We start from the raw sequence: 13,859 nt of genomic DNA, 5'->3' as shown, positions 1-13,859 counted from the left end.
GCCGGCACCCCCACCTGCCCCCCGCCCCCAAATTCCCCCCGCTCCCCCTACTCCCCGGTCGCCCCGTCGATCGCCTCGCGCAGCAGGTCGGCGTGGCCGTTGTGGCGGGCGTACTCCTCGATCATGTGGGTCAGGACGTAGTGCAGGGAGTACGTCTCGTCGATCCCGCGCGCCTCGTCCACGTACCGGCCGGTGACGTCGAGGGACGCGGCCGCATCGACGATCGCCCGGGAGAGTTCACACGTCCGTTCCCACGTCGCGAAGGCCTCCTGCGGGTCCGCGTCCGCGACCTCCCACTCCGTCGGCCGCCCGGCGGCGTCGCGCGGCCAGTAGCCCCGCACGTCCTCGCCGCCCACGACGTTGCGGAACCACCCCCGCTCGACCTCGGCCAGGTGCCGGACGAGCCCGAGCAGGGTGAGCGAGGTGCTCGGCAGGGCCTGGGATCGCAGTTGTTCGGCGGTCAGGCCCGCGCACTTCATCATCAGGGTGTCGCGCTGGTACTGGAGGATGCTGGTGAGCGTGGCGCGTTCGTCGCCCACCTGGACCGGAAGGGTTCGCTGTTCGTCGAGCATCGGATGATCATGCCGGTTACGCGAGCGCCCCCGCCCGGATTTCCACCTGCTGGACGCCGCCCCGTACGCCGGCCCCCGCCCCGACCCCGACCCCGACCCCGGCCCCCGCCCCCGCCTCCACGCCCGCCGGCACGGCCCGCCACCCCCCGCGCCGCTGCCCGGGCACCAGCCCGGACGCCGAACCACCCGCCCGCACAGAAACCGGGTCCCCCACCCGCACCGACGCCGAACCCCCCGCCCCCACGGACACCGCCCCGGCCACCACCCCGACCACCGGCGCCTTCCACGGCGAGGGCCGCACCCCCGCCACACCCTCCGGCGAGACCCCGCCGCGCGCCCGGTACCACCCCGCGGCCACCCCCAGCCGCCCCAGCGGCCCGGGGCCGGGATCGATCCCGGCCAGCTCCCAGGCCCGGTCACTGCGGTACCACATGTCCCCGGCCAGCAGCGAGAACTGGCGCTCGCTCACCCACCCCGGCCGCGCTCGCAGCCCCGCCAGGCAGTCCTCCCACGCCAGCGACCCGCCCGCGTCCGGCGCGTGTGGCAGCACCCCGTACGCCGCCAGCGCCTCCATCAGCGCGCCGTTGCGCACCGGTTCGGGATGCCCGGCGTGCAGCACCCCGGCCGGCACCGCCCGCGGGGTCACCGCCAGGGCGGCCACCAAACGTGCCAGGTCCATGACATCCACGAACGAGGCGAGTCCACTCCCCCCGCCCCAGCCCGCGGGCACCCGCCGGAAGGCGTCCACCAGCGCCGGCACCGCCCACCGGTCCCCGTATCCGGTCACCAGCGGAGCCCGCAGCACCGTTCCGCCCACCGCGAGCACCGAGGCCTCCCCCGCGAGCCGGCTGCGGCTGGCGGCCGACACGGGCGCGGGGGCCAACTCGCCCACGCCCGCGCCCCGGTGCGGCCCTGGCCCGTACACCGCACAAGTGGAGAGGTGCACGATGCGCGGCACTCCGGCCCGCCGCGCCTCCGCCATCAGGGCCGAGGTACCGCGGACGTTGACGGAGTCGCAGCGCCGCTCGTCCCCGCCGACGTACGAGGCGAGCGAGAGCAGGACCGTCGCTCCGTCGCACAGCCCCCGCAGGGAAGCCGGATCCCCCAGATCCCCGCACACCTCCCCCGCCCGCGCGCGCCCGCCGCGCGAGAGGACGCGCACCGGCGCCCCCTCGCCCAGGAGTCTGCGCACCACCGCCGAGCCCACGAACCCGGTTCCCCCGCTGATCACGATCATCACGCCACCCCCGACTGACCGACCGGCCGCGTCCCCAGAAAAAAAGAGAACGCCCTTTATGTTATGAGGGCGTTCTCCGTTCGCGCAGGCGTTCGGCAGGGTTGGCATATACCGCCTTCGGGCATCGGCGCCCTACTCCGCGGCCCCCTCCCGGCCCGCGGCGCCGCTGCCCCCGCCCGGCCGGTCCCCCAGCGCCCGGAAGAACGCCCGTACGTCCCCCACCAGCAGATCCGGCACCTCCATCGCCGGGAAGTGACCGCCCCGGTCGTAGGAGGTCCACCGCACGATGCGGTCCGTCCGCGCCGCGATGTGGCGCAAGGGAATGAAGTTGTCGCGCGGGAAGTCGGCGAGGGCGGTCGGCGTCGCCGACGGCTCCGGGGGCTCGCCGTAGTACGCCGCGTGCGCCCGCTCGTAGTAGAGGCGGGCCGCCGAGCCGGCGGTTCCGGTGAGCCAGTAGAGCATCACGTTCGTCAGCACCTGGTCCCGGTCCACCGGGCATCGCGGGTCCGTCCACTCGACGAACTTCTCGCCGATCCAGGCCAGCAGGCCCACCGGCGAATCGTTCAGCCCGTACGCCAGGGTCTGCGGTCGGGTCGCCTGGATGTCGGCGTACCCCTGCCGTTCCCGCGCCCACACCCGGTAGCGCTCCCAGGAGGCCGCCGTCCGCTCCCGCTCGGCCGGGTCCAGCCCGGCCAGTTCGCCCTCCGTCGGCGCGGTGACGGCTCCCGCCCCGGGCAGCAGGTTCAGGTGGACGCCGATGACCTGCTCCGGCCGGATCCGGCCCAGCTCCCGGGAGATCGCGGCTCCCCAGTCGCCGCCCTGGACCCCGTACCGGGCGTACCCGAGCCGTTCCATCAGTACGGCGAACGCCCGCGCGACCCGCTTGAACTCCCACCCGGTCCCGGTCGTGGGCCCGGACAGCCCGAAGCCGGGAATGCTCGGCAGCACCAGGTGGAACGCGTCACGCGGATCCCCGCCGTGCGCCCGCGGATCGGTGAGCGGCCCGGCCACCCGCTCGAACTCGACGACCGACCCCGGCCAGCCGTGCGTCATCAGCAGCGGCGTCGCGTCCGGCTCGGGCGAGCGGATCTGGGCGAAGTGCACCCGCGCCCCGTCGATGACGGTGGTGAACTGCGGCCAAGCGTTCAGCCGGGCCTCGGCTGCCCGCCAGTCGTAGCCGTGGCGCCAGTACCCGGCCAGCTCCCGCAGGTGGTCCCCCGGAACCCCGTAGTCCCAGCCCACGCCCGGCAGTTCGCTGGGCCACCGGGTCCGGTCGAGGCGCTCCGCGAGGTCGTCCAGCTCCCGCTGCGGCACGTCCAGCCGGAACGGCCGCAGCCCGGCCCCGCCCGCGCCACTACCGGCCCCGGCGCTCGTAAGAAAATCATGGTCCATGCACCGGAATGCTAACCACCGGCCGGAAACGCCGGCCCCGGCCCGCTGCGCTCACCCCTGCGCACGCGGGCGCCCCGCCGCGCCCCGCCTCAGGCGGCGTAGAGGTCGAAGGTCGACCCCCGCTTCGGCCCCGCCACCACGTCCAGCGCGGGATCCACCGTCAGCATCGCCTGGTGCAGCCGCTGCAACGGCGGCGACGGCTCCACGCCCAGGTCCTCGATCAGCCGGGTGCGCAGCCGCCGGTAGACGTCCAGCGCGCTCGCCTGCCGCCCCGACCGGTACAGCGCCACCATCGCCTGCGAGTGCAGCCCCTCGTGCTGCGGATGCCGGGCGATCATCTCCGCCAGCTCCGCGAGCAGTTCACCGTGCCGGCCGAGCCGCAGGTCGACGTCGATCCGCCGCTCCATGGTGACCAGCCGGGACTCCTCCAGCCGCATCACCTCGATCTCCAGGATCGGCCCCACCCGTACGTCGACCAGGGCCGGCCCCTGCCACAGCGCCAGCGCCTTGCGCAGCTGCGCCGCCGCGCTCTCGTCGTCCCCGGCCTCGAAGGCGGCGTGCCCTCCGGAGACCAGGTTCTCGTACTCGAACACGTCCACGCACTCCGGTGGTATCTGGAGCAGGTACCCCCCGTGCCGCGTGGCCAGAACGTCCTTGGCACCACCGCCCGCGCCGTCCGGCCCGCCCCCCGGCCCGCCGGGGCCGCCGGGGCCCATCGCGGTGCCGAGTCTTCGGCGCAGCTGGAGTATGTAGGTCTGCAGCGTGGTCAGCGCGCTCTGCGGCAGTTCCGTGCCCCAGATCTCCTCCATGAGGGTCGGGACCGGCATCACCCGCCCCGGATACAGGGCGAGGAGCGTCAGGATCTGCCGCGGTTTGCGCGCTGTCGGAACGATGGAGCCCCCGTTGACCTCGGCACTCAACGGACCCAGAACCCGAAACTTCACGGTCTCCTCCGCACGTCGTCGAGCTACCTCGTTTTCGGCCATCTTCCGGCCTTCGACTCCCGAAAGATAGCCGCGCCCCACGCGATGTCACCGCATCCTCAAGTCCCTTTCGAGGCCCTCTCCACGCGCGGTGCGCACAGCCTTTCGGACAGCTGCTAGATTCCGCTCGAAGGCGTACGAAATGACGTACGAAGGGGGATCGCCACCGTCATGGAATTCCTTCTCCTCGGCCCGGTGGAAGCGCTCGATCCGCGAACGGGCGCCCGCAGCGCTCCCTCCGGAGCCAAACAGCGCGCGCTGCTGGGCGCGCTCGCCGTGCACCGCGGCCGGGTCCTCTCCGCCGACCGGCTCATCGACGAGCTGTGGGGCGACGCCCCGCCCGCGGCCGCCACCGGCGCCCTCCAGGCCCACATCGGCCGGCTCCGCCGCTCCCTGCACGCCGTCGACGGCCGCGACCACATCGCCACGGGCCCCGCGGGCTACCGGCTGCGCGGCACCGCCTGCGGCACCGACGCGGACACCTTCGAGCGGCTCTCCGCCGAAGGCCGCGCGACCCTCCCCACCGACCCGGTACGCGCCGCCGACCTGCTACGCCGCTCCCTGGCCCGGTGGCGCGGCGCACCCCTGGAGGGCGCGTCCGGCGGCCGGCTCTGCGCGGCGGAAGCGGACCGTCTGGCCGAGCTGCGCCTGACCACACAGGAGGCCCTGTACGAGGCCTGCCTGACCCGGCCGCAGGCGGACCACGGGGCGCTGGCCCGCGAGCTGGAGCGCCTCACCGCCGACCACCCGACCCGGGAACGGCTCTACGACCTGCTGATGGTGGCCCTGTGCCGCGGCGGCCGCCGGGCGGAGGCCCTGGGCGTCTACGACCGCGCGCGCCACCGGCTGCGCGCCGAGCTGGGCGTGGAACCCGGCCCGGCCCTGCGCGCGCGGGTAGCGGAAATCCTCGAAGGCCCCGCCGAGAACCCCGCTTACGGCACGGCCGCGGCACTGCTCGACCTCGGCGGCGAAATAGCCCGGCTCAGCGCCCGCGTGGAGGAACTCACACGCTGCCTGAATTCCCCTGGAGCATTCGCCGGATAACCGCAGCCGGAAATCCAGGTGAACCCGGCGATCTCAGGACGATAAACCAGCGCCGGCACCCGCACCCGCACCCGCACCCGCACCCGCACCCGACAAGGAATCGGCCACGGCCCCGGATCCGGCCTCCGCCCCTTCCGCCTCGGGCACCCCCTCCGCCTCGGACACCACCCCGGCCCACAGCGGCACGGCCGCCCGCGTCCGGTACTCCGCTTCGCGCCCGGCGGCCACCACGCTCGGCAGCAGCAGCGCCCACAGCGCCGTCACCTTGCGCTGCAACTCCCCGTACGGCATGCCGGTTCCGGACATGCCCTCGATCCCGCACGCGGCGGCCGCCACCAGCGACTCCGCGCTCTCCCAGCGCCGTTCCGCGCACAGCTCGCCCGTGTCCCGGGCCTGCCGCAGCAGCGTGCACACCGAGGTCATCCACGTCCGCTGGAAGTCGATCACCGGCGGCTGCTGGCCCGCGCACTCCTTGGTGATCCGGAAGCTCGCCGGGATCGCCGGGTCCTCGTGCAGCATCCGGGCCATCCAGTGCGTGGTGTCGATCAGCGCCTGCAACGGCGAGGCCCCGCCCTCGCGCAGCGCGCGCACCGCGTCGTGCAGCAGCGCGCAGCCCCGCTGCTGGACCGCCTCCGCCAGTTCGTCCTTGGAGGCGAAGTGGAAGTACAGCGCCCCCTTGGTCACTCCCGCGGCGCCCGCGATGTCGCCCAGGGTCGCGTTCGCGTATCCGTTGCGGTGGAACAATTCGGCCCCGGCGCCGACGAGCCGCCTGCGGGTCCGCTCCGACCTCTCCTGCACCGCGCCGTCCCCTCTCGTCCCGCGCAGCCGAGCCGCGGCACTCGCCCTCACGTCCTCGTGCCCACCGGTCCGGCCGCGCGCGGCCAGAGCCACACCCGCGTCCGCACCGGCACCCGCGTACACACCGGCACCCGCACCCGGCATCACACGCGGACGAGCCGCTCGCCGCCGCCCGCGTCCGTCGCTTCCGCGAGGCTCTCGGGGCCGGCCATGAGGATGGAGCGCTGCAAGCGGCGCAGCGCGGCGGACGGTTCGAGCCCCAGTTCGCGCACGAGCATGCCGCGCAGCCGCTGGTAGACGTCCAGGGCCTCACCGCGCCGGCCGGAGCGGTGCAGGGCGAGCATGAACTGCCCGTGCAGGTTCTCGTGGGTGCGGTAGCGGCTCGCCAGCACCGTCAGTTCGGCCAGCAGTTCGCGGTGGCGCCCCAGCCGCAGGTCCGCCTCGATGCGCTGGTCCAGGGCGCACAGCCGGGTCTCCTCCAGCCGCCGCGTCTCCATGTCGAGCTGGACTCCGCCCTGTACGTCGGCGAAGGCGGGCCCGGACCACAGGGCGAGGGCCTCGCGCAGCAGCCGCGCCGCGCCGGGGAAGTCGCCGGCGTCCATCGCGCGGTAGCCGGTCCCGGCCAGCCGGTCGAACTCGCGGACGTCGCTGGTGCCGCCGTTGCTGTTGAGCAGGTAACCGCCGGGCAGCGTCACGAGGACGTCCTTCGCGGTCCGGCCCCCGGTGGCGCCCTCGGGGGCCCCGTCCGTGCCCGGGTCCCGCTCCAGCGCCGTCGCGATCAGTGCGCGTAACTGCAGGACGTACGTCTGCAGGGTGGTCCGTGCGCTGCGCGGCGGTTCGCCCGCCCACAGCTCCTCGATCAGCGCCGACACCGGCACGACCTGGTCGGCATGGAGCGCGAGGAGCGCCAGGACCTGCCGGGGCTTGGGGGCGGTCGGCGTGATGGAGATCCCGTTCTCCCGCACGGCCAGTGCGCCCAGTACATCGATATCCACGCCGTACTCCCCTGTCCTTGGATGAGTCGCATCCTCAGTAGAAAACAGGACCGACGGTTTGTCAATATCAAACCGGTTGCGCTGTTTTACAGCCCAGCGCCGCTCTACTGTCACTCAAGAACCCGGTCTGAGCTGGGAAGTTGTACGTCGGCCACCGCACCGGGCGTTGTTCCGTGGACCTAGGTCACCCCTCAACAGGGCCTACAAGCAGGTCATCTGGCGCCCCAAAGGAGACCATGCGGTCTGCTTCAGCGGCTGCCGCCCGCACCACTGCCGGTGGCCGCGCCCCGTACCACCCGGGCCCCGGTCCCCCCGGTCCCCCCGGTCCCCCCGGTCCCCCCCGTCCCCCCGGTCCCCTCGGCCACCAGCTGCCCCAGCACCCGCCGCGCCGCGAGCCGCGGCAGCATCAGGCTCCAGAACCGGGTGAGGGTCCGGCGCGAGACCCAGTCGGGCTCGTCGGCGCCCAGCACTTCCAGGCCCACCGTCGAGGCCACCACCGCGCTCGCGGCGTCCTGCGGCAGCACCCCGTCGGCGAGCGCGCCCTGGCGGGCCGCGGACCGGAGCACCTCGTCCACCCATACGCGCCACTGGCGTCGCAGGTCCACTCCGCTGCCCCGCGAGACGTCCGCGCACAGACCGAATCCGGCCCGCACGACGACGTCCTCCGCGAGGAGGGCCATCAGCTCGTGCGTGGAATCCACCAGTACCTGAAGGGCGTTGTCGGCCACCGCCGCCGGGCCGCCCGGGCGCCCCGCCGTGATCCGCCGCAGCGCCTCCACCGCGCGGTCCTCGACGGCCTGCGCCAGGGCGGTCTTGCTCTCGAAGTGGAAGTGCAGACCGCCGGCGCTCACCCCGGCCCGCTTGCTGATCGCGGAGATCGACGCGGTGACGAACCCCTCTTCGGCGAACACCTCCGCGGCGCAGCGCACCAGGGTTTCCCGCGTGCGCACGGCACGTTCCTGCTTGACCATGGAGTCTCCGCAAACCGCCCTCGCGGTTTGTCCAAGGGAGTAAAAGATCTTCAGCCGACACAGTCGGTGTCCCTGCTGGAGCGGCGCTCGCGCGCCGCCGGAGCCGAGGGCGAGCGGTGACCGCCCCGGGGTCGCCGCGCGGTCGGCCACGACCGCCGGCGGAGCGGCCCACCGCGACGTCCCGGCCTACCGCCTGCCCGGGAACCCGGCGCCCACACCCGCGGGCTCGGCCACCGACCGTACCTCCGACTCGCCCGCCCCGGCGGACGCCCCCAGCTCCACTGCCACCCGGGCCCCGCGGTCCGGTGCGATGTCCAGCCGGGACAGCATCGCGGGCGTCGCGATGCTGGGGTAGATGTGCTGGTAGACCGAGGCCACCCGCTCCTCGATGTCGTCGCGGTCGTTCAGGGTCTGCGAGTAGATCTGCGCGCCCGTCCAGCAGGCCGACAGGATCCAGGCGGTCTCGGCGGGGTCCACGTGCGGCAGCAGTTCACCCTGCTGTTTCGCCTGGACCAGCAGGTCACGGGTGAACTCGATCCAGCCCGGCACCGATCCGCCGCCGAAGATCTCGCGCATGCCGGGGCCGAGCGAGAGCCTGGCCCCCGCGCTGAGCATCGGTTCGATCTTCATCCGGTGTGCCAGCAGCATCGCCACGTCGACGAGTTCCTGGAGCTTGCTCTCCCTGGACGGCACCCCGGCCTCGCCGAACTGCTCGTCGAGCACGCCCTGCGCCAACTCCTGTTTCGAGGCGAAGTGGAAGTACAGCGCCCCTTTGGTGACGCCCGCCCGCGCGAGGATGTCGGCGATGGTGGCCGCGTCGTAGCCGCGCTCGTCGAAGACGGAAGCGGCCGCCTCCAAGATCGCGCGACGCGTACGGACCGCACGTTCCTGTCGTGCCACGGTGCCTCCGTTGTCCAGGGTCGGTTCAGGCTGGTCCCGCGTACAGGATCCACCACCCCCGCTAAAACCAACCAGAAGGTCCGTATTTTATCAAGCAGACGACCGCCCGCCTTGATCATCCGGTAGCCCGCCCTCCCGCGCCGCCGCGCCTTCCCCCTGCCGCGCCGCGCAGTCGCACCGCTCAACGACCCGGAGCGCCGCGTCCCGCGGGACGGCGGAGCCCGGTACGTCTATGTCAAGTCGGCGCGGGTCGGGCCGGATCGGCAGGCCGAGCCGGCCCGATCCGCGCCGGGCTCGGCTAGCGCGCCGTGCCGAGCAGAACCGGAAGCTCCTGTAGCCCGTTGGAAATGAACGACTCGACTTTGCGCAGTTCCCCGGGCCGGACGGCCAGCGAGAGATCGGGGAACCGCGCGAAGAGCCGCTTCAACGCCACTTCGCATTCCAGCCGCGCCAGCGAGGCCCCCAAGCAGTGGTGCGTCCCGAACCCGAAGGACAGGTGCTCCCTGCGGGTGGCCCGGGTGACGTCGAACCGGTCGGCCCCCGGCCCGTGCACCTCGGGGTCCCGCCCGGCCGACGCGAACGAGATGACCAGCGGCGCGCCCTGGGGGATCACCACCCCGTCCTCCATCTCGATGTCCTCCACCGCGAACCTCATCAGGGCGTACGTCGCGGGCGGCTCCAGCCGCAGCGTTTCCTCGACCGCGTCCTCCCACGAGGCGCGTCCGGTCCGCAGGTGCTCCAACTGGTCCGGGTGGCGCAGCAGTTCGTACACCGCGGAGCAGATCAGGTTCACCGAGGTCTCGTACCCCGCCGTGAAGAGCAGGATCAGGTTGTCGATCAGCTCCTTCTCGCTCAGCCGGGAGCCGTCCCCCTCGTCCCGGGTGTCGATCAGGGCCGTGGTCACGTCGTCACCGGGGTGCTCGCGCCGGTGGGCGAGCAGCTCGGCCATGGTGACGTAGAGCTGCTCGCCGTTCGCCTGGGCGTCCTCGACGGTGATCGTCGTGTCGAAGAAGCCCTTGATGATCTTGTGCAGCGGCGCCCACGACTGCTGCGGGATCCCGAAGACCTCGAAGACGATCCGGGTCGGCAGGTCGTGCGCGAACGCGGACCGCAGGTCCACCACCTCGCCCGGCGGCAGTTCGGCCAGCCGGTCGAGCAGCTCGTCGGCGATCTGCTCGATCCTCGGCAGCATCCGGGCCACCCGCCGCGCGGTGAAGGTGGCCACGACGGGCTTGCGCAGCCGGGTGTGCTCGGACCCGTAAGCGGTGATCATGTTCTGCACGGACACCCAGATGGCCAGGGGCCACTCGACGCCGACGTCTCCGTTGATCCAAGCCGGCCAGTGCCGGTACGCGTCCTTGGACACCCGCGGATCGACCAGCAGCCGCCGTATGGCCTCGCTCCCGCTGATCGCCCACGCGGTCACGCCGCCCGGCAGGGCGACCGGCGTGGCCGTTCCCCGCCGGTGCAGGTGCGCCGCCTCCGCGTGGATGTCCGCTCCCGAAGGGTCGAGCACGTAGGGGCACTGACGGTTCATGCGTTGCTCTCCAGATGGTCGGCGGTGGATCGGCCAGGAGCTGACGGCACATTGGCAACGGGGTGCGCAGGGTGCTCCACCCCCCGTATTCCAAACCGCCCATCCGGTTTCTAACTCTGTGGTGGCGGAGTCAAGTCTGGCACCCGCGTCAGCAACTGCGCCAGCACAGCCGGGCCAGTCGACCTACACTCGACAGTGGCTTGAATTCCCCTCAGGTGCCCGCACGCCCCAACACCCCTCCGGACCGGGGCATATGACCGGAAGACCAGCTCTCACTTGGGGCGGAACCCAGCCGTCGCCAGTAGCCGTCTTCCGACTGGAAATTCGCTGGTGAGGCCCGCCTGGAGGGCCGGTGAGCCACCCTTCCGCGGAGTTGGCACCAGCATACGAGCGACATGTGGTCACCCTGAGCACCTTGCAAACAAAACCGGAGAGTACGTATCTTGCGTCTCGCGTGCGCTGCCCATCCCATCCGTCGAAACGGCTCTGTGGAGAGGTCCATGACGATGCTGACGATCCGGAAGAACCCTCCGATCCGCCCACTGGAGCCGACGGGAGCACCGTGGACCCGCTGCAACGAGGTTCCGGCTCCCCAGCTGACCACCACGGTGCCCCGGGAGTACGTCCACCGCTCCTCGCTGGCCGAGGTGTTCCTGACCGGCTGCGACCTGATCGGCGCCGACACCTTCTCGCTCACCGGGCAATGGCCCCGCGCCCATACCTTCTTCACCAGCGCCGACGGGACCAGACATGACCCGGTCCAGGCCGGCGAGACGGTCCGCCAGGTCGGCCTCTACCTCTGCCACGCCGTCTACGGCGTCCCCCTCGGCCACAACGTGCTGCTCTGGAGCCTGGACTTCGCCTCCGACCCCGACCAGCTGCGCATCGGCCGCGGGCCCAGCGAGCTCGCGATGATCGCCACCTGCACGGACTTCGGCTGGCAGGGCAACCGCTTCAGCGGCTTCCTCCAGGTCGACATCCACCGCGCGGGCCGCCTCGCCGCCACCGGCACCGCCCGCTTCACCTGCGTCGCCCCCGCCACCTACCGCCGGCTGCGCGGCGACCGCGGCCGCACCGGACTGGCCCGGCCCCTGGAACGGCGTACGCCGATACCCGCCGCCTCCGCCGGTCGGATGCTCCCCTTCGACGTGGTCCTCGCGCCCACCGAGGACGCGGACCGCTGGCTGCTGAGCCCGGACCTCGACCACCCGATCCTCTTCGAGCACGCGAACGACCACCACCCCGGCATGGTCCTCGTCGAGGCCGCCCGCCAGGCGGCCTGCGGGCTGCGTCCGCAGGACGGCTTCGTCCCGTCCGCGATGTCCACCGAATTCGAGCACTACGCCGAACTGGACACCCCCTGCTGGATCGAGGCATCCCCCCGCACCCCCACGGTCATCGACGTCACGGGTCACCAGGAAGGCCGGACGATCTTCCGTTCCACCGTTACCGGGTCCGCCGCCGCCCCGCGCCCCCTCGCCGGCTCCGCCGTCGCCGGTTCCGTCCTCTGACCCTTCCGCCACCACCGGCCCCAGACCCCAGGCACCCGAGCGTCATCGCACCCCGCCGTCCAGCCTTCCCACCGCCTCTGAAAAGCCTTACGGGGACCATCACATCGTGTTACGGTCACGCTCGTGACGGTGGGTAACAGCTTGTTGCTGGCGGGGAAATCGGCGCTGATCACCGGCGCCAGCGCGGGCATCGGCGCGGCCGCGGCCCGGGTGTTCTGCCGCGAAGGCGCGGCCGTGACCCTGATCGCCCGGCGCGAACCCCAACTGGCCGCACTGACCGAGGAACTGCGCGGCGCCGGTCACCGGGCGCAGTACGTCGTGGGCGACGTGACCCGCATAGAGGACGTGGCCCGTGCGGTCACCGCCGCAGTGACCGCACACGGTTCCCTGGACGCGGCGTTCAACAACGCGGGAACCGGCGCCGAACCCAAGCCCCTCCACCTCCTCGACGAGGATGTCTACGACAGCGTCATGGACACCAACGTCCGGGGTGTCTGGAACTGCATGCGGCAGGAGATCCGCGCCATGCTCGCCGGCGGCACCGGCGGCACCATCGTGAACAACAGCAGCACCGCCGGTCTCGTCGCCACCCCCGTGACCGCCGCTTACATCGCGTCGAAGCACGCCGTGCTGGGCCTGACCAAGGCCGCTGCCGCCGAGTACGCCCCCCACGGCATCCGCGTCAACGCCATCGCCCCGGGCTCCACGCGCAGCGAGATGATCGACGCCTGGCTGAAGCAGAACCCCGCCATGGAGGAGATCCTCCTCCAGTCGGCCCCGCTCCCCCGCATCGCGGCCCCGCAAGAGATCGCCGAGTCCGCCGCCTGGCTCTGCAGCGACCGCGCCTCCTTCGTCGTCGGCGCCACTCTCTCGGTCGACGGCGGCTGGACGACGCGCTGAGCGTTAACGGCGTTAACGCCGTCCCGCGTTAACGCCGTTAACAACCGGAGCCGCACTCTCCACTTAACGCCGTTAACAACCGGACGCCCTCCCTCCACTTAACGGCGTTAACATCCCAGCCCCCTCAGCCCGCTAAAAAGTACTGGTCGACTGGTTTTCTTAAACCCCCTCCCGCTAGATTGACCCCGCACCATCACCCACCCCGACCGAGGAGACCGCACGTGGCGAGGGCCAGGCAGGAACGGGCCGAGATCACCCGCCAGGCGATCCTCGACGGAGCGGCCATCGCCTTCGACCACTCGGGCTTCGGCGCGACCAGCCTCAGCGACGTCGTCAAGCACGCGGGTGTCACCAAGGGCGCCCTGTACTTCCACTTCCCGTCCAAGGAAGCCCTCGCCCGCACCCTGATGGACGAGCAGTTCCAGGTCTCCGAGGCCGTTCCCGCCCTCGTCGACCCCGGTCTCCAGACCCTCATCGACCTGTCCCACCAGATGGCCCACGCACTGCGCACCAACGTCCGCATCCGCGCCGGCATCCGCCTGGTCATCGAGTTCGGCTCGTTCACCGACCCGGACCCGTCCCCGTACAACGCCTGGATCGATACCGCGTACCGCTGCCTGCGCCCCGCCCAGGACCACGGCGACGTCCTTCCGCATCTCGACGCCCGCGACGTCGCGACCTACCTCATCGGCTCGTTCACCGGCGTACAGGTCACCTCCCACGTCCGGACCTCGCGCGAGGACCTGCACGCCCGGGTCACCGACCTCTGGAACTTCCTCCTCCCCGGGATCACGCCCGCCGCGCGCGTCCCCCTCTTCGCCCCGGCGGGCTCACCCGAGTGCCGGGCCGCGCTAGGAGATGCCTGATGGGCCTCACGGCCCCCGACTCCCCGACGGTCCCCGTCGGCTGACGCCGCCTCCAGGGCGGTCTCGTACACGCCGTGGCGGACCCCCGGGGGGGGGGGCCCCGCGGGGGGGGGAGCGCCCCGGGGCGGTGGCCGCCCCCCCCCCCCCCCCGCC

At 72.5% G+C, this 13,859-nt stretch carries 13 protein-coding genes; 4 read left to right on the top strand and 9 right to left on the bottom strand.

Annotated elements, in window-relative coordinates:
- Window positions 1–47: 47 nt before the first annotated feature.
- The 4 genes from ABZY31_RS10670 to ABZY31_RS10655 form a co-directional block, all read right to left on the bottom strand.
- Window positions 48–572: a DinB family protein gene (locus tag ABZY31_RS10670; protein WP_356407336.1), complete on the bottom strand. Its 525-nt coding sequence runs from the start codon at window positions 570–572 to the stop codon at window positions 48–50.
- A gap of 16 nt (window positions 573–588) precedes the next feature.
- Window positions 589–1,809, bottom strand: coding sequence for an NAD(P)-dependent oxidoreductase (locus tag ABZY31_RS10665; protein WP_356407333.1), 1,221 nt, complete (start codon window positions 1,807–1,809; stop codon window positions 589–591).
- 132 nt (window positions 1,810–1,941) lie between these two features.
- Window positions 1,942–3,201: an epoxide hydrolase gene (locus tag ABZY31_RS10660; protein WP_356407330.1), complete on the bottom strand. Its 1,260-nt coding sequence runs from the start codon at window positions 3,199–3,201 to the stop codon at window positions 1,942–1,944.
- A gap of 89 nt (window positions 3,202–3,290) precedes the next feature.
- Window positions 3,291–4,145 (bottom strand): AfsR/SARP family transcriptional regulator, encoded by an 855-nt coding sequence (locus ABZY31_RS10655; protein ID WP_356407328.1) that lies wholly within the window; start codon window positions 4,143–4,145, stop codon window positions 3,291–3,293.
- A gap of 210 nt (window positions 4,146–4,355) precedes the next feature.
- On the opposite strand from ABZY31_RS10655, the gene ABZY31_RS10650 reads away from it, so the two are divergent.
- Window positions 4,356–5,228 carry an AfsR/SARP family transcriptional regulator gene (locus ABZY31_RS10650; protein ID WP_356407326.1) on the top strand — a complete coding sequence of 291 codons (873 nt, stop codon included), beginning with the start codon at window positions 4,356–4,358 and terminating at the stop codon, window positions 5,226–5,228.
- Between the two features lie 33 nt (window positions 5,229–5,261).
- Here ABZY31_RS10650 and ABZY31_RS10645 read toward each other — a convergent pair whose 3' ends face one another.
- From ABZY31_RS10645 to ABZY31_RS10625, 5 genes are all read right to left on the bottom strand, one after another.
- Window positions 5,262–6,026: a ScbR family autoregulator-binding transcription factor gene (locus tag ABZY31_RS10645; protein ID WP_356407323.1), complete on the bottom strand. Its 765-nt coding sequence runs from the start codon at window positions 6,024–6,026 to the stop codon at window positions 5,262–5,264.
- A 143-nt stretch (window positions 6,027–6,169) separates the two neighbouring features.
- A complete protein-coding gene (locus ABZY31_RS10640) occupies window positions 6,170–7,021 on the bottom strand; it encodes an AfsR/SARP family transcriptional regulator (protein ID WP_356407320.1) in 852 nt (283 codons plus the stop codon).
- Between the two features lie 248 nt (window positions 7,022–7,269).
- Window positions 7,270–7,971: a ScbR family autoregulator-binding transcription factor gene (locus ABZY31_RS10635; RefSeq protein WP_356407317.1), complete on the bottom strand. Its 702-nt coding sequence runs from the start codon at window positions 7,969–7,971 to the stop codon at window positions 7,270–7,272.
- 207 nt (window positions 7,972–8,178) lie between these two features.
- Window positions 8,179–8,892, bottom strand: coding sequence for a ScbR family autoregulator-binding transcription factor (locus tag ABZY31_RS10630; protein WP_356407314.1), 714 nt, complete (start codon window positions 8,890–8,892; stop codon window positions 8,179–8,181).
- Window positions 8,893–9,190: 298 nt separating this feature from the next.
- A complete protein-coding gene (locus ABZY31_RS10625; RefSeq protein ID WP_356407311.1) occupies window positions 9,191–10,429 on the bottom strand; it encodes a cytochrome P450 in 1,239 nt (412 codons plus the stop codon).
- Window positions 10,430–10,929: 500 nt separating this feature from the next.
- Between ABZY31_RS10625 and ABZY31_RS10620 the strand changes: the two genes are divergently transcribed.
- The 3 genes from ABZY31_RS10620 (at window position 10,930) to ABZY31_RS10610 (ending at window position 13,706) form a co-directional block, all read left to right on the top strand.
- Window positions 10,930–11,940: a ScbA/BarX family gamma-butyrolactone biosynthesis protein gene (locus ABZY31_RS10620; protein WP_356407308.1), complete on the top strand. Its 1,011-nt coding sequence runs from the start codon at window positions 10,930–10,932 to the stop codon at window positions 11,938–11,940.
- A 123-nt stretch (window positions 11,941–12,063) separates the two neighbouring features.
- The gene (locus ABZY31_RS10615) at window positions 12,064–12,840 is read left to right on the top strand and encodes a glucose 1-dehydrogenase (protein ID WP_356407302.1); all 777 of its coding nucleotides are present in this window, start codon (window positions 12,064–12,066) and stop codon (window positions 12,838–12,840) included.
- Window positions 12,841–13,061: 221 nt separating this feature from the next.
- Window positions 13,062–13,706 carry a ScbR family autoregulator-binding transcription factor gene (locus ABZY31_RS10610; protein ID WP_356407299.1) on the top strand — a complete coding sequence of 215 codons (645 nt, stop codon included), beginning with the start codon at window positions 13,062–13,064 and terminating at the stop codon, window positions 13,704–13,706.
- The last annotated feature ends 153 nt before the right edge of the window (window positions 13,707–13,859 follow it).

Source organism: Streptomyces sp. NPDC006529 (genome assembly GCF_040611795.1).
GTDB lineage: Bacteria > Actinomycetota > Actinomycetes > Streptomycetales > Streptomycetaceae > Streptomyces.
This window is presented reverse-complemented; position numbering and strand designations above follow the sequence as displayed.

Coding starts and splice junctions, on each gene's coding strand:
- ABZY31_RS10625 (WP_356407311.1), bottom strand. CDS start 10,429: ATGAACCGTCAGTGCCCCTACGTGCTCGACCCTTCGGGAGCGGACATC.
- ABZY31_RS10665 (WP_356407333.1), bottom strand. CDS start 1,809: ATGATCGTGATCAGCGGGGGAACCGGGTTCGTGGGCTCGGCGGTGGTG.
- ABZY31_RS10650 (WP_356407326.1), top strand. CDS start 4,356: ATGGAATTCCTTCTCCTCGGCCCGGTGGAAGCGCTCGATCCGCGAACG.
- ABZY31_RS10660 (WP_356407330.1), bottom strand. CDS start 3,201: ATGGACCATGATTTTCTTACGAGCGCCGGGGCCGGTAGTGGCGCGGGC.
- ABZY31_RS10670 (WP_356407336.1), bottom strand. CDS start 572: ATGCTCGACGAACAGCGAACCCTTCCGGTCCAGGTGGGCGACGAACGC.
- ABZY31_RS10620 (WP_356407308.1), top strand. CDS start 10,930: ATGACGATGCTGACGATCCGGAAGAACCCTCCGATCCGCCCACTGGAG.